Annotated in this window: 13 protein-coding genes; 2 read left to right on the top strand and 11 right to left on the bottom strand. The window is 70.4% G+C overall.

Going from position 1 to position 24,129, the window contains the following annotated elements:
• Window positions 1–4 precede the first annotated feature (4 nt).
• The 3 genes from RCP38_RS06885 to hrcA are packed head-to-tail and all read right to left on the bottom strand — an operon-like array spanning window position 5 to window position 2,983.
• A complete protein-coding gene (locus RCP38_RS06885; RefSeq protein ID WP_308476375.1) occupies window positions 5–748 on the bottom strand; it encodes a 16S rRNA (uracil(1498)-N(3))-methyltransferase in 744 nt (247 codons plus the stop codon).
• 6 nt (window positions 749–754) lie between these two features.
• Complete coding sequence (dnaJ, locus tag RCP38_RS06880) at window positions 755–1,906, bottom strand: molecular chaperone DnaJ (RefSeq protein ID WP_308476374.1); 1,152 nt, start codon at window positions 1,904–1,906, stop codon at window positions 755–757.
• A gap of 33 nt (window positions 1,907–1,939) precedes the next feature.
• Window positions 1,940–2,983 carry a heat-inducible transcriptional repressor HrcA gene (gene hrcA, locus RCP38_RS06875; protein ID WP_308476373.1) on the bottom strand — a complete coding sequence of 348 codons (1,044 nt, stop codon included), beginning with the start codon at window positions 2,981–2,983 and terminating at the stop codon, window positions 1,940–1,942.
• A 117-nt stretch (window positions 2,984–3,100) separates the two neighbouring features.
• Here hrcA and RCP38_RS06870 point away from each other — a divergent pair, with 117 nt between their 5' ends.
• Together RCP38_RS06870 and RCP38_RS06865 are read left to right on the top strand one after the other, a co-directional pair.
• Window positions 3,101–4,501 carry a pyridoxal phosphate-dependent decarboxylase family protein gene (locus RCP38_RS06870; RefSeq protein ID WP_308476372.1) on the top strand — a complete coding sequence of 467 codons (1,401 nt, stop codon included), beginning with the start codon at window positions 3,101–3,103 and terminating at the stop codon, window positions 4,499–4,501.
• Window positions 4,498–6,036: a xylulokinase gene (locus tag RCP38_RS06865; protein WP_308476371.1), complete on the top strand. Its 1,539-nt coding sequence runs from the start codon at window positions 4,498–4,500 to the stop codon at window positions 6,034–6,036. The genes RCP38_RS06870 and RCP38_RS06865 overlap by 4 nt, the downstream gene beginning before the upstream one ends.
• On the opposite strand, the gene RCP38_RS06860 is transcribed toward RCP38_RS06865, so the two are convergent.
• The 8 genes from RCP38_RS06860 to RCP38_RS06825 all read right to left on the bottom strand — a co-directional run bounded on the left by RCP38_RS06860 (window position 6,033) and on the right by RCP38_RS06825 (window position 24,065).
• On the bottom strand, window positions 6,033–6,530 hold the full coding sequence (locus RCP38_RS06860; protein WP_308476370.1) for an MTB12 family secreted protein: 498 nt from the start codon (window positions 6,528–6,530) through the stop codon (window positions 6,033–6,035). The genes RCP38_RS06865 and RCP38_RS06860 overlap by 4 nt on opposite strands.
• A 120-nt stretch (window positions 6,531–6,650) precedes the next feature.
• Window positions 6,651–6,881, bottom strand: coding sequence for an MbtH family protein (locus tag RCP38_RS06855; RefSeq protein WP_308476369.1), 231 nt, complete (start codon window positions 6,879–6,881; stop codon window positions 6,651–6,653).
• Window positions 6,862–8,160: an NADPH-dependent L-lysine N(6)-monooxygenase MbtG gene (gene mbtG, locus RCP38_RS06850; protein WP_308476368.1), complete on the bottom strand. Its 1,299-nt coding sequence runs from the start codon at window positions 8,158–8,160 to the stop codon at window positions 6,862–6,864. Before mbtG ends, RCP38_RS06855 begins: the two co-directional genes overlap by 20 nt.
• Entirely contained in the window at window positions 8,157–12,527 is a 4,371-nt protein-coding gene (locus RCP38_RS06845; RefSeq protein WP_308476367.1) for an amino acid adenylation domain-containing protein, read from the bottom strand. Before RCP38_RS06845 ends, mbtG begins: the two co-directional genes overlap by 4 nt.
• A complete protein-coding gene (locus RCP38_RS06840; RefSeq protein WP_308476366.1) occupies window positions 12,524–19,054 on the bottom strand; it encodes a non-ribosomal peptide synthetase in 6,531 nt (2,176 codons plus the stop codon). The genes RCP38_RS06845 and RCP38_RS06840 overlap by 4 nt, the downstream gene beginning before the upstream one ends.
• Window positions 19,047–21,998, bottom strand: a complete 2,952-nt coding sequence (locus tag RCP38_RS06835; protein WP_308476365.1) for an SDR family NAD(P)-dependent oxidoreductase — start codon at window positions 21,996–21,998, stop codon at window positions 19,047–19,049. The genes RCP38_RS06840 and RCP38_RS06835 overlap by 8 nt, the downstream gene beginning before the upstream one ends.
• The gene (locus RCP38_RS06830) at window positions 21,992–23,326 is read right to left on the bottom strand and encodes a beta-ketoacyl [acyl carrier protein] synthase domain-containing protein (RefSeq protein WP_308476364.1); all 1,335 of its coding nucleotides are present in this window, start codon (window positions 23,324–23,326) and stop codon (window positions 21,992–21,994) included. Before RCP38_RS06830 ends, RCP38_RS06835 begins: the two co-directional genes overlap by 7 nt.
• Window positions 23,319–24,065, bottom strand: a complete 747-nt coding sequence (locus RCP38_RS06825; protein ID WP_308476363.1) for a thioesterase II family protein — start codon at window positions 24,063–24,065, stop codon at window positions 23,319–23,321. Before RCP38_RS06825 ends, RCP38_RS06830 begins: the two co-directional genes overlap by 8 nt.
• Window positions 24,066–24,129 lie beyond the last annotated feature (64 nt).

Raw genomic sequence — 24,129 nt, 5'->3', positions numbered from 1 at the left:
ACCGTCAGCGACTCCCCCAGCGCGGCGTCAGAACGCCCAGCGCGCCCAATGCCACGGCCGCGGCCGTCGACGTGCGCAGCACCGTCGGCCCCAGCCGGGCGGCGACGGCCCCGGCCTCGGTCAGCGCCGCCAACTCCGACGCGGTGATACCGCCCTCCGGCCCGACGATCAGCGCCAACGCCGCTGCTCCCGACACATCCGGCAACCCCGCTCCGGCCGCGTCGTGCAACACCAGCACCGTCGTGCCGCCGGCCACCCGTTCACCGACCCATGCCGCCAGCGCGGTACCGGCCAGCACGCCGTCCACCGGCGGAATATGCGCCCGACGGGACTGCCCGGCCGCCGCCCGGGCTACCGCCTGCCAGCGCCGCAAGCCTTTGTCGGCGCGCGCACCGTCCCACCGGGCCACGCAACGCTCGGCCTGCCAGGCCACGAAGGCGTCGGCGCCGGCCTCGGTGGCCAGTTCGATCGCCAACTCGGAGCGCTCCGATTTCGGTAGCGCCTGCACGACGGTGACGGGCGGCGACGGTGGCTCCACCTCACGACGCTCGAGCACCCGGGCGCGCAGCCCGCCGCGGTCGACCTCCTCGACCTCGCACTGGGCGATCACCCCGGCCCCGTCACCCAAGGTCAACTGCTCCCCGGGCCGGATCCGTCGCACCGTGGCGGCGTGGAAGCCGGCGTCGCCGCCGACCGCTACCGGCGCGCCCACTTCGGGCAGCGCCTCGACGTAGAAGAGACCCGCCACCGCTGCTCAGCGGCCGGTGAAGGTTTCGCGCAGCCGGCTGAACAGTCCCCCGCTGGCCGGGGCTCGCGTCGAGCGGACCTCGGCGACTTCACGCTCGCGATGCTGCTTGAACTTCTGCAGCAGTTCGGTGTCGTGGCTGTCCAGGCGATCCGGCACGACCACCTCGATGTGGGCGTAGAGATCACCGCGGACCCCGGTCCGCACCTGCGGCATGCCGTGGCCGCGCAGCACGATGGTCGACCCCGGCTGGGTGCCCGCCGGGACGGTGATCTCGGTGGCGCCGTCGAGGATGGCGTCGACCACCACCGCGGTGCCCAGTGCCGCGTCGACCATGGGGACCGAGATCTGGCAGTGCAGGTCGTCCCCGTCACGTTCGAAGACGTCATGGGGCTGTTCGTGCACCTCGACGTAGAGGTCACCGGCAGGTCCCCCGCCGGGCCCGACCTCGCCCTGGGCCGCCAACCGGACGCGCATGTTCTCGCCGACACCGGCCGGGATCTTGACGCTGATCTCACGACGCGAACGCACCCGGCCGTCACCACCGCACTGGTGGCACGGGTCCGGGATCACCTCGCCGACGCCGCGGCAGGTCGGGCACGGCCGCGACGTCATCACCTGGCCCAGCAGGGAGCGCTGCATGCTCTGCACCTCGCCGCGGCCATGGCAGGTGTCACACGAGACGGGCTGGGAGTCCCCGTGGGTCCCGCGGCCCTGGCAGCGGTCGCAGAGCACCGCGGTGTCGACGGTGACACGTTTGGTCACACCGGTCGCGCATTCGGTGAGGTCCAGGCGCATCCGCAGCAGCGAATCCGAGCCCGGCCGGACCCGCCCGACCGGCCCGCGGGAGGACGCACCACCGCCGAAGAACGCTTCGAACACGTCCCCGAGGCCGCCGAAGCCCGCAGCGCCGCCGAAACCTCCGAAGCCGTTGCCGCCGCCGCCTTCCAGCGGGTCACCGCCGAGGTCGACGATGCGGCGCTTCTCCGGGTCGGACAGCACCTCGTAGGCGGCGCTGATCTCCTTGAACTTGGCTTGCGCTTCCTCGTCGGGGTTGACGTCGGGGTGATAGGTGCGCGCCAGCTTGCGATATGCGCGCTTCAGCTCGGTGTCGCTGGCGTCCTTATCGACGCCCAGCAGTCCGTAATAGTCGCGTGCCACCCGTGAACCTTCCCAACTTCTACCGACCGGAGATCAGCGAGCCCCGAGCACTTCACCGATGTACATCGCAACGGCTGCGACACTGGCAATAGTTCCCGGATAGTCCATCCGGGTGGGGCCCAGCACTCCCATGCCCCCGTACACGGTGCCCTGAGAACCGTACGCGGTGGACACCACCGACGCGCCGGCCATCTCCTGTGCCTCGGTCTCGTGACCGATACGCACCGTGACTTTACCGGCCTCTTGCTGCACGGCGAGCAGCCGCAGCACCACGACCTGCTCCTCGAGGACTTCCAGCACCGACCGCAGCGAGTTGCCGAAGTCGGCGGCGTTGCGGGTCAGGTTGGCGGTGCCGCCCAGCAGCAGGCGTTCTTCGCGGTGTTCGACCAGCGATTCCAGCAGCACCGTCGCCGAGCGGCCCACCGCGTTCGCCAGGCCGGGCGACAGCCCGCTGCGCCCGTCGAGGTGCCCGGCGAGCTCTGCGACGGCGGTGGAGGCAGCCGAGATCCGCTTGCCCTCCAGCGCCGCGCCGAGCAGCTCGCGCAGCTGGCTGAGCTGGTGCTCGTCGATCGCGTCGCCGAGTTCGACGATGCGTTGGTCCACCCGACCCGAGTCGGTGATGACCACCAGCAGCAACCGGGCCGGGGTCAACGCGATCACCTCGAGGTGCCGCACCGTGGACACCGACAGCGTCGGGTACTGCACGACCGCCACCTGGCGGGTCAGCTGCGCCAGGGTGCGTACCGCACGGCGCAGCACGTCATCGAGGTCGACGCCGGAGTCCAGGAACGACAGGATCGCCCGCCGCTCGGCGGCCGACAGCGGTTTGACTTCGTCGATGCGGTCGACGAACTCCCGGTAGCCCTTCTCGGTGGGAATCCGCCCGGAGCTGGTGTGCGGCTGGGCGATGTAGCCCTCGGCCTCCAGCACGGCCATGTCGTTGCGGACGGTGGCCGGCGAAACCCCGAGGTTGTGGCGCTCCACCAGTGTCTTGGAGCCGATCGGTTCCTTCGTGGCGACGAAGTCCGCCACGATGGCACGCAGTACCTCGAAGCGACGGTCGTCGGCCACACCCATACGCACTAGATTACTTTCTGGGCTACGTCCCGGGGCAACCGTGCGTGTCTGCACACCGACACGCCGTGTTTGCTGTACATCTACGCACGTTCGGGGGATGCAGTCAGAAAGGAACGCATGTCCGACTTTCCCTATACCGACCGCTTCACCGTCAACCGCACGCTGCCCGAACACGGGCGCCCGCGCGACGAGGTGCTCGCGGAACTGCGGGAGATGGCGCGCGCCGAGGATCCCACCTGGGAGACCGGCAAGGTGTCCGGGACCATGTACTGCGGCGACCACGAGCACTACCGCTTCCTCGACGAGGCGTTCGGGCTGTTCGCCCACGTGAACGTGCTGCAGCGTGACATCTGCCCGTCGGCGACCAAGTTCGAGGGCGAGGTGATCGCGATGGCGCTGGACCTGATGCACGCCGACGCCGTCACCGACGGTGAGCCGGTCGGGATGATCACCACCGGCGGCACCGGCAGCATCATCCACGCGCTGCTGGCCTACCGCGAGTACGCCGCCAAGCAACGCGGTGTCACCCGGCCGAACTTCATCAAGCCCGAGACCGGCCACCCGGCCTTCGATAAGGGCTGCCACCTGTTCGGCATCGAGCTGCGCAAGGCCCCGATCGACCCGCAGACCGCCCAGGTCGACGTCGACTGGGTCGCCGCCAACATCGACGAGAACACCATCGCGATCATGGGTTCGGCCTGCAACTACGGCTACGGCACCGTCGACCCGATCCCCGAGCTGGGCAGGATCGCCCTGGAACGCGGCGTGGGCCTGCACGTCGACGGCTGCCTGGGCGGCTTCGTGCTGCCGTTCGCCGACGAACTCGGTTACGGGGACGCGGTGCCACTGTTTGATTTCCGGGTGCCCGGCGTCACCAGCATCTCGGCGGACAATCACAAGTACGGCTACGCCTTGAAGGGCGCGTCGACCCTGATGTTCCGCGACAAGGCCTACCGCAATGCGCAGTACTTCTTCCTGCCGGACTGGACCGGCGGCAAGTACATGTCGCCGGGCATCGAGGGTTCCCGTTCGGGCGGGCTGATCGCAGCCGCATGGGCATCGATGGTGCAGCTGGGCCGGGAGGGCTACCGCAACTATGCGAAGGCGATCTTCGAGACGGCGGCGACGATGCAGGAGGCGGTGCGCAGTCACCCAGAGTTGACGATCATCGGATCGCCGACGTTCTGCTTCAGCTTCCGCTCCGAGGAGTTCGACGTCTACCACATCTCCGACGCGATGAAACCCAAGGGCTGGCGGTTCAACGGTCAGCAGTACCCCAACGCCATCCACATGGCGGTCACCCGGCCGCAGACCCAGCCCGGTGTCGTCGAGGCGTTCGCCGCCGACCTGGCCGAGGCGGTGGAATACGCCAAAGCCAAGACCGCGGCCGGTGAGACACCGGTCAGCGCAGCGGTTTACGGCGGCGTGCCCGGCGGCATGACCGACGAGGCGGCTCAGTTCATCGAAGGCTTCATGGAGCAGATGCTCGACACTCAGCAGTCACTGCCGCCGCTATGACCCGAGCGGACCGCGTCGTCCTGGCCGTAGACCTCGGCACCGGCGGCCCCAAGGTCGGATTCGTGTCGTTGAACGGCACGGTGCTGTGGTCGGACCACATCGCGGTGACCAGTGAGTACGGGCCGGGCGGCGCGGCGGTTCAGGACGCGAGCCGGTGGTGGGAGATCATCTGCGACGCCACTCGCCGCGGACTGGCCGACAGCGGCGTGCGCGGCGAACAGGTGGCCGCGGTGTCGATCACCGGGCAATGGGCCAGCACCGTGCCGGTGGGCGTCGACGGGCGTCCGGTGGGCCCATGCGTGATGTGGATGGACACCCGCGGAGCGCCCTACAGCCGCAAGGCATTCGGCGGCCCGGTGGCAGGCTACCGACCGCGGGTGCTGCTGAGCTGGTTGCGCCGCAACGGCGGTATCCCGTCGCCCAGCGGCGACGACCCGGTCGGACACATGCTGTACCTGCAGCACGGCGACCCGGCCGTCTTCGCCAAGACCCGCTGGCTGCTGGAGCCGGTGGACTACCTGACCATGTGTTTCACCGGGCGACCCGCGGCGTCCCGGGCGTCGATGATCGGCTCGTGGCTCACCGATAACCGGAAGCTGGCCGTACTGGACTACGACGACGTGCTGGTGCGCCGATCCGGCGTCGACCGCACGAAGCTGCCGCCGCTGGTGCCGACCGGATCGATCGTCGGCCCGGTGACACCGGCGGTGGCCGCCGAACTCGGCATATCGCCTGCGGCGCAAGTGGTCACCGGTACCACCGATATGCACGCCGCCGCCGTGGGTGCCGGTGCCATCCGGCCCGGCGAGTTGCACCTGGCCATCTCCACCACCTCGTGGATCAGCGCTCCGATGACGTCGAAGAAGACCGATGCACTGCATCAGCTGGCCACCGTCGCCGGGCTCGACCCGTCGTCGTACCTGCTGGTCGACATGCAGGACACCGCCGGTCGCGCGCTGGAGTGGTTGCGCGACACACTTTTCAGCGATCTCGATTACGACGCCCTGACCGCGCTGGCGGCCGGCGCACCGGCCGGATCCAACGGCGTGATCTTCACCCCGTGGCTCAAGGGCGAACGCTCCCCGATCGACGACCGCCATGCGCGTGGCGGCTTCCACAACCTCTCGCTGGCCACCACCCGCGGTGACCTGGTACGCGCGGTACTCGAGGGGGTGGCCTACAACAGTCGCTGGCTGCTGCAGTTCGTGGACCGCTTCGCCCCCAATGCCGGGGCGGTCCGGATCATCGGCGGCGGGGCGCGATCGGACCTGTGGTGTCAGATCATCGCCGACGTCACCGGCCGCACCTGCGAGCGGGTCGCCGATCCGTTGAACGCGCAGTTACGCGGCGCGGCGCTGTTCGCCGGGATCGGTATGGGCGAACTGCAACGCGACGAGTTGCGCGATCTGATCCCGCTGGACGGCGTCTTCGAACCGCTGGCCGACAACCGCACCACATACGACCGGCTGTTCGCCGAGTTCGCCAGGCTCTACAAGACGCAGAAGGGGATGTTCGCCCGGCTCAACCGCGGTTAGCTGAACACCCGGCCGGTGATCTCGTCCAGCAACTGGTCGGCCCCGTTCCGCGACAGCATCCAGCCGTCCTGGTCGGTGAATTCCACGGGTTTGGTGATGGCGGCCGGCAACGTGGGCCCGTTGACGGTGATGTCCGCATCGACCGTGTCGGGCCCGGTGGAGGTGATGTTGGCCGCGGTGAACGTCAGCGGCAGTCCGTGGTGCTTGTCCAGTTTGCGGAGCCCGCGGTCCAACAGGTCGGTCTGATGCCGTTCCAGGCCGCCCGCCACCAGGCTGCTCTTCACCTCCGCGGATACCCGCGGGTCGGTCAGGTTGTCCAGGATGCCGGTGAGCTGCTCCGGGTTCGGCAGGTTCGCCGCCGGCGGCGGGTCCTGCGGGTGCGGCGCGTGAAACACCGTCAACGGCGGACCGCTCGGCGTTTCAGCGACTGCTACGCCCGGCACGGCCATCATGGCTGCCAGGCCGATACCGACGGTGAACAGTTTCACGGACATAACCACGCCTTTCCACGTTGCCTCGTTCGCCGACCGTTAGGGGTCTTCAGCTGAAGGGTACGTGGCATCGACGCAGCCGGCGTCGGGACCGGCCTGCCCGACGTCGTCGACACCGTCGGGCTAGGCCTGTTCGGCCGCCATGGCATCACGAAGACTCTTCGGCCGCAGATCGTTCCAGTGCTGCTCGACGTACTCCAGGCAGGCCGCCCGCGCAGCGCCCTGCTCGCCTCCGTAGACCACCCGCCAGCCCGCGGGCACGTCGGTGAAGGTCGGCCACAGACTGTACTGCTCCTCGTCGTTGACCAGCACGTAGAAGCTGCCGTTCTCGTCGTCAAAGGGATTGGTGCTCATCGGATCTCCTCGGTATCGGTAACGTGGCGGACGTCGCTCGGGTGCGGGCGAGATGGGCGCCCAGCACGCGATCGGACAACAGCCCCAGACAGCTCAGATTGGGGAATCCCGGGCCCTGGGTCAGCCCGGCCAGATTGGGTAGGAACAGTTTCGGGGCCACCCCGGTGACCGCCAGGTCGTGGCCGATCGCTTCGGCCAGCCGGTCCCCGGTCAGCGGCCCGCCCAGTCCCAGCTCCAGCAGGTCGAGGGTGTCCTGGCCGAACAGGTTCACAAACCACAGCGGGTCGGCGCCGGAACCGTCGATGACCAGATCGAAGCCGTGGACGGTCTCGAAGTTCTCGCCGCCGCGGTTGGTGCTCAACGTCAGCCGGATCCGCCCGTCGCGGGCCACCGCGTGGGCCACCCGGCCGCGCAGGTGCCGAATCCGGTCGTCGGCCAGCAGCGCATCCTGCACCCGCGCCGAGAACACCCCGCGGTCGGTGCGGGCCAGCGCGTCGCGTCGTTCGGCCAGGGTGAGCGCCGTCCAGTCGATGGGGTCGGAGAACAATGTGTTCTCGAAGAAGCCCTCCCCCCGGGTGAACAGGGTGACCTGCGGGGAGATGACGGTGATGGTCGAAACCCGATGCCGGAACAGTTCGTTGAGCATCGATGCGGCGGTCTCACCGCCGCCGATGACGGCCACCCGTTCCGCGGTGATCCGATCCGCCGCGGCCCGGTGCCAGAACTGAGCGATGGACAACACCAGCGGATTGCCGGGCAGGATCGACTTCTCGGCCTGGCCGGGCCCGGTGATCATCACGGCGTCGGCGGCGACCTCGGTCTCGCGGGTCCGCAGCACCCAGCCGGCGCCGTCGACGCCGAGTCGTTCCACCTCACCGGGAATCACGTTGAGCCGCACCGCCTCGGCCACCCAGCGCAGGTATTGGCTCCAGCGCAGATGGGTCGGCGCCGGCCGGCCGCGGTCCACCCACTCGGCGAACTGCCCGGTGGCGATCAGGTAGGACTGCCAGCCGTAGCGCGTCATGCGTTCGTCGAGTTCGGCGTTGCGGCCCGGTACCAGCGCCGAGCGGTACGGGAATCCGACGTCCTTCTCCGGGCTGGTGCCCAGCCGGTGCGCGCCGTCGGTCCAGCCGCCCGAGGCCCGCCAGTTGGCGGCCACCTCGGTACGTTCGACGGCGAACACCTCGGGTGCGGCGACCCCCATGTCGCGCAGCACCGCGGCCTTCGCCGCCACCGCGACCGCCTTGGCGCCGGCTCCCACCACCGCAAGTGTGCTCATCGCAGCTCCTCCGCCAACTCGCCCAGACTGTCGGTGAACAGGGTCTGCAGTTCGCTGATCTCGGCGTCGTCGAGAATATCGGGCAGCGTGCGCCACTGTGTCATCAACGCCGGTCCCGCACCCAGGTCGGCCACCGCGGCGAAGATGCCCAGTTCATGACGCACGGCTTGGTCGGGTTCGGGCACCGACGGCAACCCGGCGATCAGGTCGGGCGCCAGGGCCGGGCCGTCGGCGGTGCGGTCGACACGGCCCAGATAATTCAGCAGCAGCTGCGGCCCCGGATAGCCGGCCAGCCGTTCTGCGGTATCGGCCCGAAGGTAGGCCAGCAGGCCGTAATCGATTCCCCCGCCGGGGATCTCCGCCACCGCCCGCGCCACCCCGGCCGCGTCGGCCCGAGCCACCCGCAGCGGATAGATCGCGGTCAACAGCCCGGCGATGTCGGCGGCGTCCACTCCGGTCACGAGGTCTTCGGCACGCCCGTGGGTCTCCAACGCCAGCAGCGGCTCCGCTGCGGCCTGCCCGCGCCGGCCGCGCCAGGCCGTGATCATCCGCGCCGCCGCCGCCACCAGCACATCGTGCATCGGGACCTGTGCGGCCAGCAGTGCGGTGGTGAGAGCCGGGTCGGCGACGTGCACCGCGACCGTGAGATCGCCGGCACGGTCGGTGTCCGGTCGGACCCGGCGGGCCCCCAGCCGGGGGTCGTCGCCGGCGAGTTGCGCGGTCCAGAACGCTTCGGTGTCCAGGGTCTGCGCGCGCCGGGTCAACGCGGTCGCCCAGCGCCGGTAACCGCTGCGTTCGGGCAGCGGCTCCGCCCCGGCCAGCGCGGCGTGCAGCTCACCCAGGATCACCTGCCACGACACCGGATCCAGCGCCAGCACGTGCCCACCGAGCAGCAGGACGCCGGCCTCGCCGGACGGGCGCAGCCACACTGCGCGCAGCATGACGCCGGCCTGCGGATCCAGGCTCTCCAGCAGGCGGACGCCGTGTTCGGTGACCGCGGTCCGGTCGACCTCCGTGACGGCGACCTCGGTCAGGATGTCGCCGGGCTCGGTCGGGTGCAGGGTGAGCTCGGCCCGGTCGAGCCGGGCGTGCAGCACCGGGTGCGCGGCGACGATCGAGGCCAGCGCGTCACGCAACCGCTGCGGCTCGATGTCGTCGGGCAGGCGGACCGCCTCGACCTGCCCCAACCTGCGCGGGCTGCCGTGCTGGTAGAGCCAGCGGCCGGCCGGCAGCAACGGGATCGGCCCGACGTCGGCGGCCGGGTCGCCGTGCTGCACCGATTCGTCGGCTTCGCTGTCCAGCGCGGCAGCTATGTCACGGATCGTGTTGCAGCTCAATACCGTCCGTGGACGCAACGGCAATCCGTGCCGACGGGCGGCGCGCACCATCGACAGTGCGACGATGCTGTCCAACCCCAGTTCCCGCAGGTCCGTCTCCACTCCGGGAGTAGCACCGTCGAGCACTTCGGCCAGCGCCTGCACCAGTGTCCGTTCGGTGTCGGTGGCTGCTTCGGCCCCACCGTCGGCGAACGGTCCCGCCATTGCCAGCAACGCCTCGGAATCCAGCTTTCCGTTGGGGGTCAACGGCATCGAATCCACCGCGGTGATCCGGGCCGGGATCAGATAGGCCGGCAGCCGGGCACCGATCTCGGCCCGTACCCGGGCGGTGTCGACCCCGGAACCGGTGACGAAACCCGCCAGCCGGGTTCCGGTCGGTGCCTGCACGGGCAGCACCGCGGCCGCGGTCACCCCGGTCGCCGCCGCCAGCGCCGTCTCGACCTCGGCGATCTCGACCCGATAGCCGCGCACCTTGACCTGGTCGTCGGCGCGGCCCAGATACACCAGTCGGCCGTCGCCGCGGCGGCGGACCAGATCCCCGGTGCGGTACATCCGGCCACCGCAGCGGAACGGGTCGGCGACGTAGCGGGCCGCGGTCGCTCCGGTGCGCCCCAGGTAGCCGCGGGTGACCTGCGCCCCGGCCAGATACAGCTCACCGGCCACGCCGTCGGGTACCTCGCGCAGTCGGGAGTCCAGCACGTGGGCGCTCATGCCGCGCACCGCTTCCCCGATCATCGGGACATCGGTGTCCGAGACCGCGGCGACGACGGCCTCCACCGTTGTCTCGGTGGGCCCGTAACAGTTGTGCACCGCGGTCGCCGGTGCACTGCGCAGCCGCGCCCAGGTGTGCGGAGCGATGGCTTCGCCACCGAGCGCCAGCACGCTGAGCCGGTGGTCGGATCCGGCGTCGAGCAGGCCGGCGTCGAACAGTTGGCTGAACATCGACGGCGAGGTGTCGATCATGTCGAGTCGGTGCCGGCGGATGCCGTCGATGATCGCGTCGGCGTCCCGCATCTCCTCGGCGGAGAACAGGTGCACGCACTGCCCGCCCAGCAGACCGACCAGCGGCTGCCAACTCGCGTCGAAGCTCAACGACCAGGCGTGCGCGACGCGCAGGGCGCGGCCCAGCCGCGCCACCGCCGGGTCGTACATCCGCTGCCGGTGGTCGGCGAAGTAGGAGGCCAACGCCCGGTGGGTGCCGACGACACCCTTGGGCTCCCCGGTCGAACCGGAGGTGAAGATGACGTAGGCGGCCGAGTCGGGATGTATCGCGACCGCCGGCGGCCCCTGCTCGGCGACCTCGGCGACCTCGGCGCGCAGTTCGGCCAGCAGTTCGACGGTCAGGTTCAGCGCTGGATCTGCTTGGCGCAGAATCGAGTCGATGCGTGCCGCGGGCAGGGTGATGTCGATCGGGACATACGCCGCTCCGGACTGCAGCACCGCGAGTATCGCGATGACGGAGTCCAGCGAGCGCGGCAGCGCGATGGCGACGAGGTCTTCCGCGCCGATCCCCCGCCCGCGCAGCGCCCGCGCCAGCCGTCCGGTTTCGGCGGCCAGTTCGGCGTAGGTCAGGCTGCGGTCCTCGCCGGTGAGCGCCGGGCGGTCCGGGTGGGCGGCGACCGCGGCGGCGAACAGTGCGGGCACCGTCGTCGCCGGCGGCGGTGCCGGTTCGGTGATGCGGGCCCGTTCGGCGGGCAGCAGCACGTCGAGGTCCGCGATCCGGGGCCGGGCCGGGTCGCTGAGTTGCCGCAGCACCTGCAGGAGACGCTGTCCCAGATCGGGAATGGAGAGTTCCCCCAACGCATCCGGTAGGGCTTCGAGCAGTACGGTGAGCCGGCCGTCGCGGGGTGGATAGCTCACCAGGGTCAGCGGGTAGTGCGTGAGGCTTTCCACGGTGACCGGGATGAAGCGCACCCCGTCGGCGGTGGTGACACCGGCCGATGCCGAGCCGATCGGGGCGTTCTCGAACACCATCAGGGTGTCGAACACCGCATTGGTGCTGGCGCGCTGTAGCGCAGACAGGCTCAGGTAGCCCAGGTCACGCATCGCCGCGGTATCGCGCTGCAGCGCCTGACACCCGGCGACCACACCGGTACCCGGGGTGAGGGTCGCGGCCACCGGCACCGTGTTGATGAACAGCCCGACCATGGTTTCGACGCCGGTGAGCTGCTGCGGGCGGCCCGATACCACCGCACCGAACCCCACGTCGGTCCGGTCGGTGAGCCGGCTGAGCAGTAGCGCCCAGGCGAACTGCAGCACGGTGTTCAGCGTTAGCCCGTGGCTGCGCGTCCACTCGGTCAGCCGTGTGGTCGCATCGGAGTCCAGCGCCACCTCGTGGACCTGCGGCACGGCGCCGCCCACCGCGGCCCGTTCGCCGCCGGCCAGGATGGTCGGGGCGCTCAGCGGTTCCAGATAGCGACGCCACTGGGCGAGGGCGTCCGCGGTGTCCTGGCCGGCCAGCCAGCCGATGTAGTCGCGGTACGGGCGGGGCGGCGGCAGCGGGTCGGCACCCCCGGCCCGGTAGATGGCCACCATCTCGTCGAAGAACACCGCCATCGACCATCCGTCGAGCAGCAGGTGATGCACGGTGAGGATCAACCGATACTGCTCGGGGCCGGACTGAACCAGCACGAAGCGCAGCAGCGGCCCGCGGGCGAGATCGAAGTTCGTGGTGCGTTCGGTGTGCGCGATCTCCTCGTAGTCCGCCGGCGCGGCCGTGACCTCCCGCCACGGCAGTACGGCCGTGACCGGCACGATCTGCACCGGGTGCGGCAGGTCGACGTCCCAGAACGACGCCCGCAGGTTGGCGTGCCGGGCCAGCATCGCCTCGGCACTGCGTCGCAGCAGGGCGGTGTCGACGGCGCCGACGATGTCGATGACGAACTGCACGGTGTAGATGTCCAGCCCGTCGCCGTCGGCGGCGCCGTCGTCGGTGGCCAGTTTGGCCAGCGAGAACAGGCCCTGCTGCAGCGGCGAGAGCGCCAGGACGTCCTCGATCGCCGCGGCGGGCCGTTGCGAGGTCTCGGTCACGGTGAATCACCCCAGGACGCCGTCAGGTCGGCCAGCGCGTCGCTGCTCAGGCCCGAGACGCTCATCGGGGCGTACGCCGTGTCCGCCGGCTCGGTGGTGTCGCCCGCGGCGGCCCGCCGGTCGACGGCGGCGGCCAGTTCGGCCAACGTCGGGTGCTCGAAGATCATCCGCGGGTCCACGTCGAGGCCGGCCGCGCGGGCCCGGGCCGCCAGCTGTACCGACAGGATGCTGTCGCCGCCGAGTTCGAAGAAGCCGTCGCTGCGCCCGACCGCCTCGACCCCGAGCAGGTCGGCGACGATTCCGGCCAGGGCACGTTCGGTGGCCGTGACGGGCGGGTCGGACTGACCGCGGGTGGCCACCGCCGGCGCCGGCAGCGCGGGCCGGTTCAATTTCCCGGAGTCGGTGAGCGGCATGGTCTCCAGCACCGTCAACGACGACGGGACCATGTAGCCGGGCAGCGTCGCGGCCACCGCCGCACGGACCGAGGCGATGAACTCCGCCGCATCGGCGACCGGGCCGGCCGGCACCAGGTAGCCGGCGAGTGTGGTGACGCCCCGCTGCTCCCAGGTCCGGGCCGCGGCGGCCGCCACACCGGGCGCTCCGCGCAGGGCGGCCTCCACTTCGGCCAGCTCGACCCGGAAGCCGCGCACCTTGACCTGGTGGTCGGTGCGGCCGACGAACTCGAGCACCCCGTCGGCGGTCCACCTCGCCCGATCGCCGCTGCGGTACAGCCGGGAGCCGGTGCACCCCGGTTCTGCGAAGGGGTTGGCCACGAACCGGGTCGCGGTCAGTTCCGGGCGCTTCCAGTAGCCGCGGACGATCTGCGGCCCGGCGTAGTAGACCTCGCCGACCACCCCGGGCGGCACCGGTTGCAGTGCGTCGTCGAGCAGGTAGGCCTGCGATCCGGGGGTGGGACGGCCGAGTTTGGGGGTGGGCGGCGACAACTCGCCGCGCACCGCCGCACCGGAAGTCTCGGTGGCGCCGAAGTTGTTGAGCAGCTGGGCGCTCGGGTCCAGTGCCTCGCCCAGTCGGGCGAGCAGATCGGCGGAGACGGGCTCGCCGCTGCACACCAGGCGGCGCAGGCCGCGCAGGGTGTCGTCCGATTCGGCCAGCACCGAGATCAGGCTGGCCACCGCGGTCACCTGCGCCACCCGCTCATCGACGATCAGTCGGGCCAGCGCTTCGGGGTCGCGGAACTCGTCGTCGTCGGCCAGGATCAGCGTCGCCCCGGCGGCCAGCCCGGCCAGCATCTCCATGCCGCCCTCGAGGAACGTCATCGACGACTGGGCCAGCCGGATGTCCGCGCCGTCCACCGGGTAGTGCGCGATCTGCCAGTTCAGCCGTGCACTCATCGACCGATGGGTGCCCAGCACGCCCTTGGGGACACCGGTGGAACCGGAGGTGAACACCAGATACATCGGGTCTTCCGGATGCGGCACCGGAAGATCCACGCCGGTCGGCTCTTTCGCGAGCTCGGCCTGCACGGCCGGATCGTCCAGGCATACGTGTGTGACGCCGTCCGGTGCCGGAATCGCCTCGCGGGTGCCGGTACTGACCAGGATCACCTTCGGTGCGACGTCGTCGATCATGAATTCCAGGCGCTGCCGCGGATAGCTCGGGTCCAGCGGGAAGTAGCCGGCGCCGGCCTTCATGATCCCGACCAGCGCCACCGGCAGGTCCAGGTCGCGGCGCACCGACAGACCCACCAGGGTGCCGGGCTGCACGCCCGCCGCGATCAGCAGTTCGGCCAGCCGGTCGGAGCGTCGGTGCAGTTGCGGGTAGGACAGTTCGGCACCGGCACAGCGCACCGCCACACCGTCGTAGGTCCGGCTGGGCGCCAACACGTCGGCGATGGTGCGCGGGTCGTCGGCGGGGATGTCGACGCCGCGACTCCACCGGTCGAGGATGAGGGCGCGCTGGTCGTCGTCGACGAGGCTGATCTCGCGCAGCGTCCGGCCCGGGTCTGCGGCCATGGCGGCCAGCACCCGGCCCAGCCAGTCGGCCAGCCGTGCCACGGTGGCGCGTTCGTACAGATCGGTGCGGTAGATCAGATGCCCGTCGTAGCCGGCATCCTCGCCGTCGCCCGCGGTGGTGAACAGGTTCACCGACAGGTCGGCGTGGGCGATGTCGAACGTCGGCATCACGGTGCGGAACACCAGGTCTCCGCCGGGCCCGGTCTCGATGACGTGGGTGACGTCGGCGGCTTCGCGGACGTGGACCACCACCTGGAACAGCGGGTTGCGCGACAGGGTCCGGACCGGGTTGAGGGCTTCCACCAGCCGATCGAAGGGCAGGTCGGCGTGCGCGTAGGCACCCAGTGCGGTCTCCCGTGCCCGGGTCACCACGTCACGCAGGGTCGGGTTGCCCGCCAACCGGTTTCGCAGCACCACGATGTTGACGAAGAACCCGACCAGGTTGTCCAGGGCGTTGTCGGTGCGTCCGGCGATCGGCACACCCAGTGGGATGTCGTCGCCGCTGCCGGCCAGGTGCAGCAGGACCGCGACCGCGGATTGCACCACCATGAACTCGGTGGCGCCGGTGTCGCGGGCGAGAGCGGCCAGTCCGGCCCGTACCTGCGGCGGAACGGTGAACGCGACCGAGTCGCCGGACCCGTTGGCGGTGGCCGGGCGCGGGAAGTCCGGCCGCGGGCCGGTGTCGTCGGCCAGGCCGGCCAACTGCTCGATCCAGTACCGGCGCTGCGCTTCGATCAGCCCGGATTCGTCGCGCAGCAACTCCCCCTGCCAGTGCGCGAAGTCGGCGTACTGCAGGGCCGGCGGTTCCCAGGCCGGCGCGGAACCGGCGGTCCGCGACCGGTAGGCGATCAGCAGGTCGGTGAAGATCACCTCGACCGACCAGTGGTCGGCGGCGATATGGTGCACCACCAGCGACAGCACCCGCTCGTCACCGGGCAGGTGCAGCAGGGCCGGACGGATCGGCCAGTCGTGTTCCAGGTCGAACGCGATGGCGCGCTGCTCGTCGAGCCGGGCCTTGGTCCACTCCGCCACCTTCACCGGATCGGTTTCCGGGCAGTGCAATTCGGTGACCGGTATCGCCGCCGGGGCGTTGATCACCTGGTGGGGCACACCGTCGATCTCACCGAACGTGGTGCGCAGAACATCGTGGCGGGCCACCACGTCGCCCAGCGCCGCGATCAGGGCGGCGGTGTCGCAGGGTCCGGTGAGCCGCGCCGACAGCGGGATGTTGTCTCCGGTGGCATCCGGATCCAGCCGATAGGCGAACCAGGTGCGCAGCTGCGAGGCCGATACCCGCTGTTGTCCCGAGCGGGACACAGCAACGAGTGGTGGACGACCCGCCGCGGCCACGCCGTCGCGCGCGGCGGGCGCCCGGTCGATCGCGGCGGCCAACCGGGCCACCGTGCTGGCCTCGAAGATCTCGCGGATACCGATCTCGACCTCGCAGCGGGCGCGGATCGCGGCGACCAGTTTGGTGGCCAACAGCGAGTGCCCGCCGAGTTCGAAGAAGGAGTCGTCGGCGCCGACCTGATCGCGCGAGAGCAGTTGCGCAAACAGTTCCGCCACCAGGTGTTCGGTCTCGGTCTGCGGTTCCCGGTAGGGGGTGGCCTCGATCGGCTGCGGTTCGGGCAGCGCGGCCCGGTCGATCTTGCCGTGGGCGGTGATCGGAATGTCGTCGACCACCACATAGGCCGCCGGTGCCATGTACTCCGGCAGGGCGGCGGCCACTCGGGCCCGAATCCGGGGCACCTCGACGGTGTCCTCGGCAGCGCCCGGCCCCGCCGGGGTCAGGTAGGCGACCAGGCTGCGGCCCAGCCCGGGCAGGTCGGAGACCACCACGACGCACTGGCCGACGCTGGGGTCCACCGAGATGGCCGAGGCGACCTCGCCGAGTTCGATCCGGAAACCACGGACCTTGACCTGGTCGTCGGCGCGGCCGATGAACTCCAGATCCCCGGCGGCGTTGCGGCGGGCCAGGTCGCCGGTGCGGTACAGCCGTTGGCCGGGCGTCCACGGGTCGGCGACGAAGCGTTCCGCGGTCAGGCCCGGACGGTCGAAGTATCCGCGGGCGACATGTGTTCCGCCGATGTAGATCTCGCCGATCACCCCGACCGGGACCGGCTGCAACGCGTCGTCGAGCAACCAGATGGTGGTGTTGATGTTGGGGCTGCCGATCGGCACGATCCGGTTCCCCTGAGGGCCTTCCACCTTGTAGCGCGACGAGTTGACCACGGTTTCGGTGGGGCCGTAGAAGTTGTGCAGCAGTGCGTCGAAGGTGGCGTGGAACTTATCGGCGAGCTCGCCGGGAAGCGGTTCGCCGCCGATCGGGATACGCCGCAGGGTGCGCCACTGGTTCACCCCGGGCAGTGACAGGAACAGGCCCAGCAGCGACGGCACGAAGTGCATGGCGGTGACGCCTTCGCGCTGCAGCAGGTCGGTGAGGTAGCCGATGTCACGCAGTCCGTCGGGGCGCGGGATCACCAGGCGGGCACCGTTGCCCAGGGTGCCGAACAGTTCGCCGATCGACACGTCGAAGCTCGGTGAGGCGACCTGCAGCAGTACATCGGTGTCATCGATGCCGTATTCGCCGCCGAACCAGAGCAGGTATTCGGTGATCGGGGCGTGGGAGACCTCCACGCCCTTGGGCAGCCCGGTCGAGCCCGAGGTGTAGATCAGGTAGGCCAGATTCTCCGGACGCAGTGGCCGGATCCGGTCGGCGTCGGTCGGGTCGGTGTCGGGCCGGCCGGCCACGTCGTCGGCGGTCAGCGGTTCGTGCAGCACCAGCGACGGCCGGGCGTCACCGAGGATGAACTCGATGCGGTCCGGCGGATATTCGGGGTCGATGGGAACGTAGGCCGCGCCGGCTTTGGCGATGCCCAGTGCGGTGACCACCAGATCCAACGAGCGCCCGAACAGCACCGCCACCTTGTCCTCGGTGCCGATCCCGGCTGCGATCAGGTGGTGGGCGATCCGGTTCGCGCGCGCGTTGACCTCGGCGTAGCTGTAACGGCCGTCGTCGTCGACGACCGCGATGGCGTCCGGGGTCACCGCCGCCCGGTCGGCCACCAGCGCACCCAGCGTGGCCGGTGCCTCGGCCGGCGGGGTGAACAGCGGTCCGCGGGAGACCGTGTCCAACCATGCCCGGTCGTCTTCGCCGAGCATGTCCAGTTCGCCGACCGCCGATTCGGGTTGTGCCACCGCGGCGGTCAGCAACTGAACCAGGTGCCGCAGTAACTGGTCCACCAGTGTCTCGTCGAGCACGTCATGCAGATATTCGGCTTCGATCAGCGCTCCGTCGGTACCGGCCTCGACCATGATGCCGAGCGGAAGCTGGGCGATCTTGCCACGGTAATCGGCTCGGGCGCAGGTGATTCCGTCCGGCCGGAAGGCGTCCCAGTTCGCTCCCCGGAGTCCGAAGCTGAGCCGAGTGAGACGTTCGACTCCCCCGTGGCGGCGATCCGGGTTGAGTTCGCGCACCACGCGGTCGAGGTTGATGCCCTGGTGCTCGAACGCGCCGAGCGCGGTGTCACGGGTGCGTGCCAGCAGATCGGTGAACTTCTCGGCGGCGTCGACCCGGGCCCGCAGTACGACGGTGTTGCCGAAGTAGCCGATCGCCCCCTCGGAGCCGGGGGTGCGGTTGAGCACCGGTGAGGCGATCAGGAAATCGTCCGTGGCGGTGTAGCGGTGGATCAGTGCGGACAATGCGGCGGCGATCACCATGTAGGGCGTGGCGCCGTTGCTCCGCGCCAGTTCGGCGATCCCGTCCATCATCTCGATGGACAGCGCGCGGGTACACAACCCGGAGCGGAGGGTGCGCGGGACCGCTGACCCGCGTGCCCCGGGCAACTCCAGCGGGTCCGGCGGTTCGGCCAGCAGTGTGCGCCAGTACGTCAGGTCGGCACTGTGGTCGGCGTCTGTGGTGGCGATGGTTGCGGTCACGGTTGGGCGCTCGGCGAAACTCGCGACGTCCTGATAGGCCGCGGTGAGGTCGGCGAAGAAGACCGCCCACGAGTCGTCGTCCCACGCGATGTGGTGGGCCACCAGCAGCAGGACGTGCTCGTCTGCACCGACCCGGACCAGGGTGAGCCGCAGCGGGGCGTCGGCGTCCAACCGGAACGGGGTGGCGAACTCACGCTGCGCCAACACCTCAAGCCGCAGTTCTCGGGCCTGTTCGGGCAGGTCGGTCAGGTCGTGCCAGGCGAAGGCCGGCGTAACGTCCCCGAGCTGCGGGTGGGGTTCGCCCGCATCGTCGACGGCATAGACGGTGCGCAGCATCGGGTGGCGGGCGGCGACCGCGGCCAGCGCGGCTTCCAACCGGGCGGCGTCCAGCGGGCCGGTCAGCCGATAGGAGACCGAGATATTGGCGACGGTGCCCTCCGGGTCCATGGCCTGTACGAACCACATCCGACGCTGCCCGTCGCTCATCGTGGCCGATGCGGACACCTGGTCCGCATCGGGAGATGTAGCGGCCAGCCCGCGTTCGGCAAGGCGGCGACGCAGCAGTTCCAGCCGCAGCTCGTTCGCGTCGCTTGCCCGGTCGACGGTGTCAGTCATGGGTGAATACAGTCCTTTCGGGTCGCCCGACCGGCGCTGCGTCGTCGCGCAGGGTGTCCGTCAGCTGGGCTCCGGTCATGCCGGCCAGTAGCGGGCCGAGCGCCACCCGTTTACCGGTCACGCGGCCCAAGCGCTTGCGCAGGTCCAGTGCCAGCAACGAATCCAGGCCGAGATCGACCATGGCGCAGTGCATATCGATGTCGTCGGCGCTCGCCAGACCCAGCACCGCCGTGAGTTCTGCGGCCACCACCGCGTCGATCGGCAGATCGGTGTCGGCGGCACCGGCCGGTACCGCGCTCGGCGATTCCTCGAACGGCGAAGGCACGCCCTGGCTGTCGAAGAACACCGCGAGCCGGTCGAAGTCTGCGGTCAGGATCGCCGGATCGCCGGGCGCGGCCGCCAGCCCCGCGATGATCGCGGCGTCCGGCGGCATGGGGGTCAAACCGGTCCGGGCGATCCGGTCTTTCTCCTCGCCGGCGACCACGGCCACACGGCGCCACAGGCCCCAGCGGATCGAGTCGGCGTTGCGGCCCTGTGCCCGCAGTCGTCCCACCAGGACGTCGGCCATCCGGTTGGCCGCCGCGTAGAGTCCGTGGCCCGAACCGCCCCACAACGCCAGCACCGACGAACACACCTGTACCCGGGCGTCGTCGAGCAGCGGCCAGTGCCGCACCAGGTTGTCCAGTCCGATCACCTTGGCGCCGAACGCTTCCCGGACCGCCGGATCGGTGATCTCCGCCGCCGCGACTGCTTCGGCCGACGCGGTGTGTACCAGCAGCCCGGCCGGGACCGGTCGATACTGTGCGACCGCGGAGGCGACCGACGCCTCGTCGGTGAGATCACATCGCAGCACGCTGATGCTTGCTCCGGTGCGCGTGCGCAGCGCATCCAACCGGCCGGCGGTGGTGTCGGTGCCGCCGCTGCGGCTGAGCAGAACGATGTCGCGGGCGCCGTGTCGGGCGCAGTAGTCCGCGTAGGCCATTCCGATGGCGCCGGTGCCGCCGCTGATCACCACGGTCTCCGGGATCGCGGGAGCCGTCGTGGTGCCCGGTGCCGTGACGAACCGACGCACCGCGGGCCGGCCGGCCCGCACCGCGATCTCCGTATCGGCCAACCCGAGCGCCCCGACTGCGGCGCCCAGGTCCGCGATGGCGGGCCGCCCGGGTAGGTCCAGGTGCGCGAACGTCTGGTCCGGGTAGTCGAATCCGATGCTGCGGTGCAGCGCCGCCAGGGCGGCGGCGGTCGGGCGCGGAGCCGGTTCGCCGTCGATGCTCTCCGCGTCGCGGGTGATCAGCCACACCCGCCGCACGTTCGGTCCGGGAACCGTGCTGCGCTGAGCGGCGGCATATCCGGCGAATTCGGTGGCGGCCGCGACGATCTCCACGGTGTCGGCGGGCGGGGCGATCAGCAGCAGATGTTCGGCGTCGGCCGGGTCCACCACGTCGGCGTCGACGGCGTGCAATGCCGCCGTCAGGTCGGCGGTCAGGTCCGGCGAGTGGCCGGTGTAGTCGAGCAGCGCGACCCGCCCGGGGTGCTGATCGGGCGCGGTGACCGGCAGCCAGCGTTCGATCAGCGTCACCGGGGTGTGGTGTCGCGACGATGCTGTTTCGGTACCGGCCCACAGTTTTCCGGTGTGCATCGGCGCGTGCGGGAAGTGGCGCAGCCGCGCCGGCGGGTCTGCGGCGGTGAAATCCCGCCAGCGGTAACCGGGGTCGGCGATGGCCGCCGCGGCGATATTGGCGGCGAGTGCTTCGCCGGCCGGCCGGTCGCGGTCGGTGCTGCCGAGCGCCCGTGCGACACCGGTGGCATCGCCGAGTGCGACGAGCAGGGTGGGGTGCGCCGACATCTCGATGAACGTGGTGGCACCGCCCGCGGTGGTGGCGGCGGTCGCCAGATCGAACCGGACCTGGCGGCGCAGGTTGTCGAACCAGTACTGCGCGAACGTGGTCTCGGGCGGGATCGGACCGCCGTGGACCGAGCCGATGAATTCCACCGGTGCACTGTGGAATTGCGCGTCGGGAAGTTGACCGATCAGTTGTTCGCGCAGCGGTTCCAGGGCGCTGGTGTGAGCGGGGTAGCGCACCGGCAGTTCACGCGCGAACACACCACGGCGACCCGCGCGCTGCAGAATCTGTTGCACCGCCGCCAGTTCACCGGAGACCACCACCGATTCGGAGCCGTTGACCACCGACAGCTCCAGCCAGCCGGGGGTTTCGGCGATCAGGTCCTCGGCGGCGGCTGCGCTCACCGCGATCATCGCCATGCCGAATCGAACCGACGCGGCATCGGCCAGCGAGTCGGTCAGCCGTGCCCGGGCCGCCACCACGGCGACGGCCGCGTCGAGGTCCACCACGCCCGCGGTGTAGGCGGCGGCGAGCTCGCCGAGGCTGTGCCCCACCGTGATGTCGGGCAGCACGCCGTAGTGCCGCCAGGTGGCGGCCAGCGCCGCGGCGTGGGTGAACTGGGCACCCTGGACCACCACGGGGTCTGTGTCATCGGTGCCGCGCAGGTAGCCCAGCGGTGACGCGTGGCCGGCGCGCAGGAACGCGTCGTGGCAGCGGTCGGCTTCGGCGCGGTAGGCGGCGATGCCGAACAGCTCGGCTCCCATCCCCGGCCACTGATTGCCCTGGCCGGGGAAGACGAACGCGATGCGTGCGGGCTCGGGGTGATGCGAGCGGACCACCAGCGGATGTTCCGCGCCGCGGTAGACGGCGTCCAGGCCGTCGACCAGTTCGGCGGTGTCGCGGGCACGGATCACCGCGCGATAGCGGCGTACCGGGCGGGTCGCCCGCAGTGTCTGGGCGACCTCGGCTACCCCGGCCGGTCGGGTGCGCAGGAATGCCAGCAGTCCCCCGGCCTCGGCGGCCACCAGGTCGCGGGCATGCGCCGAGATCAGGACGGGGATCCGGCCGTCGGGCAGGGTGCTCGGATGGTTGCTCAGCACGGTATCGCCGCCCGGCTGCGTTCGGTGTCGTCCATCGCGACGATCAGATGTGCGTTGGTGCCACTCATTCCGAACGCCGACACCGAGCCGATCCGGCGGCCGTCGGACGCCGGCCAGGCGGTGATGGTTTCGGCCAACGTGATGCCGTGACCATCCCAGTCGATGCCGTCGTGCCCGCCGTCACGGACGTGCAGGGTGGGTGGGATCGCCCGGTGCTCGGCGGCCAGCAGCACCTTCGTCAGGCCGAGAGCTCCGGCAGCCGCCTGGGCGTGTCCGATGTTGGATTTGACCGAGCCGAGCCGCGGTCCGGTGTCCGGGGTCGTCTCGGCACCGTAGACGCTGATCAGCGAACGCAGTTCGATGGGATCGCCGACGCGGGTTCCGGTGCCGTGGCCCTCGATCATTCCGACCTGACCGGGCTGCAGATCCGCATCGGCCAGGGCGCGCCGGAACAGCTGCCGCTGGGCGTTCTCGCTGGGGGTGAGCAGTCCGGCGGTGTGCCCGTCCTGGTTGAGCCGGCTGGTGAGGATTTCGCCGTAGATGTGCCGACGTTGCCGCAACGCGGACGATTTTCGTTGCAACACGAAGATTCCGGCGCCCTCGGCCCACACCGTTCCGCTGGCGGCGGCACTGTAGGGCCGGCAGTGGCCGTCGTCGGAGAGTGCGTGTTGCTTGGCGAACTCGATGAAGAATCCGGGCGAGCCCATGACGCAGACACCACCGGCGAGTGCCATGTCGGTATCCCCGGATCGGATGGCCTGCACCGCCAGGTGCAGTGCGGACAACGCCGATGAGCAGGAGGTGTCGACGGTGATGGCGGGACCGGCCAGGCCGAGGGTGTAGGCGATCCGGCCGGAGATCACCGATAGCGCGGTGCCGGGCAGCAGGTGGCCGCTGTGTTCGGTGTAGGTGGCCATGTCCGGTCCGTAGCCGGTGACCGATGCGCCCAGGTAGACGCCGACGTCGTGGCCGGTGAGTTCGTCGGGGTTGATGCCGGCGTCCTCCAGGGCCCGCCAGGCCACCCGCAGCGCGACGCGCTGCTGCGGGTCCATCGCGATGGCTTCGCGGGGCGCGATACCGAAGAAGGCGGGATCGAATTCTGCTGCGCCGGAAAGGAATCCACCCGAGTTGCAGATCGGCTTGAATCCGTCGCGGTGCGAACCGGCGATCAGGTCACCGACCGCCCAGTCGCGGTCTTCGGGGATGGGGCTCAGCGCCTCGCGGCCGTCGGCCAGCAGCGACCAGTACTGATCGGCGGTGTCGATCCCCCCGGGCGCCTCCAGGCCGAGTCCGGTGATGACGACCGGATCCGCACGGCGGTCAGTCATCGGCGATGATCCGCTTCGCCAGGGTATCGATGTGCTCGTAGTGGTAGAAGTGTCCGCCGTCGTAGAGCGACACGGTGCAGGCGCCGGTGGTGTGGTCGGCCCAGCGTTCCAGCAGATCGGTGCTGATCCGGTCGTCGTCACGTCCGCCGAGCACATTGACGTCGGCACGGATGGTGGTCTCGGGGGCGCACCGGTAGCGGTTGAAGGCCAGGTAGTCCGCGCGCACCGGGGCGAGGATCAGGGCGAGGAACTCCTCGTCGGCCAGGATCCGCGGATCGGTGCCGCCGAGTCCGGCCAGTTCGGCGCGCAGGTCGGCGTCGCCGGTGGGTACCTTGCGCAGTCCGGCCACCAGTCCCGGCGCCGGGCCGGCCGAGGCCCACAGGCGCTGGATCTCGATACCGTTCTCTTCGGCGATCCGGGCGAACTCGAAGGCCACCAGCGACCCCATGCTGTGCCCGAACAGGCGCAGCGGCCCGAGTCGGTGCCAGGGGGCGGCGTCGAACAGGCCGCGGGCCAGTTCGGGAATGGTCAGGGCGGGCGGCTCGCGGTACCGGTCGGCGCGATGCGGGTACTGCATGATGTAGGCGTCGGCTCCGTCGGCCAGCGCCATGCCCAGCGGGCGGTAGTTCACCGCGGATCCGCCGGCGTGCGGGAACACCAGGGTCGGGACACCGGGGCCCGGGAAGCGGGCGATCCACCGCGGGAACGGCTCGACGGCCGAGGTGTCGTCGACGGCCATCCGATCCCCTCGCAAGTGTTAGTAAAGGCTGCCCTAATTTCTTTGGGTTAGGTTACCCCCACCC

Source organism: Mycolicibacter sp. MU0083, assembly GCF_963378075.1.
Classification (GTDB): Bacteria; Actinomycetota; Actinomycetes; order Mycobacteriales; family Mycobacteriaceae; genus Mycobacterium; species Mycobacterium kokjensenii.
This window is presented reverse-complemented; position numbering and strand designations above follow the sequence as displayed.

Excerpts from the sequence above, each read along its gene's own strand:
- hrcA (WP_308476373.1), bottom strand. The coding sequence starts at position 2,983 with ATGGGTGTGGCCGACGACCGTCGCTTCGAGGTACTGCGTGCCATCGTG.
- RCP38_RS06870 (WP_308476372.1), top strand. The coding sequence starts at position 3,101 with ATGTCCGACTTTCCCTATACCGACCGCTTCACCGTCAACCGCACGCTG.
- RCP38_RS06865 (WP_308476371.1), top strand. The coding sequence starts at position 4,498 with ATGACCCGAGCGGACCGCGTCGTCCTGGCCGTAGACCTCGGCACCGGC.
- RCP38_RS06860 (WP_308476370.1), bottom strand. The coding sequence starts at position 6,530 with ATGTCCGTGAAACTGTTCACCGTCGGTATCGGCCTGGCAGCCATGATG.
- RCP38_RS06855 (WP_308476369.1), bottom strand. The coding sequence starts at position 6,881 with ATGAGCACCAATCCCTTTGACGACGAGAACGGCAGCTTCTACGTGCTG.
- mbtG (WP_308476368.1), bottom strand. The coding sequence starts at position 8,160 with ATGAGCACACTTGCGGTGGTGGGAGCCGGCGCCAAGGCGGTCGCGGTG.
- RCP38_RS06840 (WP_308476366.1), bottom strand. The coding sequence starts at position 19,054 with ATGACTGACACCGTCGACCGGGCAAGCGACGCGAACGAGCTGCGGCTG.
- RCP38_RS06830 (WP_308476364.1), bottom strand. The coding sequence starts at position 23,326 with ATGACTGACCGCCGTGCGGATCCGGTCGTCATCACCGGACTCGGCCTG.
- RCP38_RS06825 (WP_308476363.1), bottom strand. The coding sequence starts at position 24,065 with ATGGCCGTCGACGACACCTCGGCCGTCGAGCCGTTCCCGCGGTGGATC.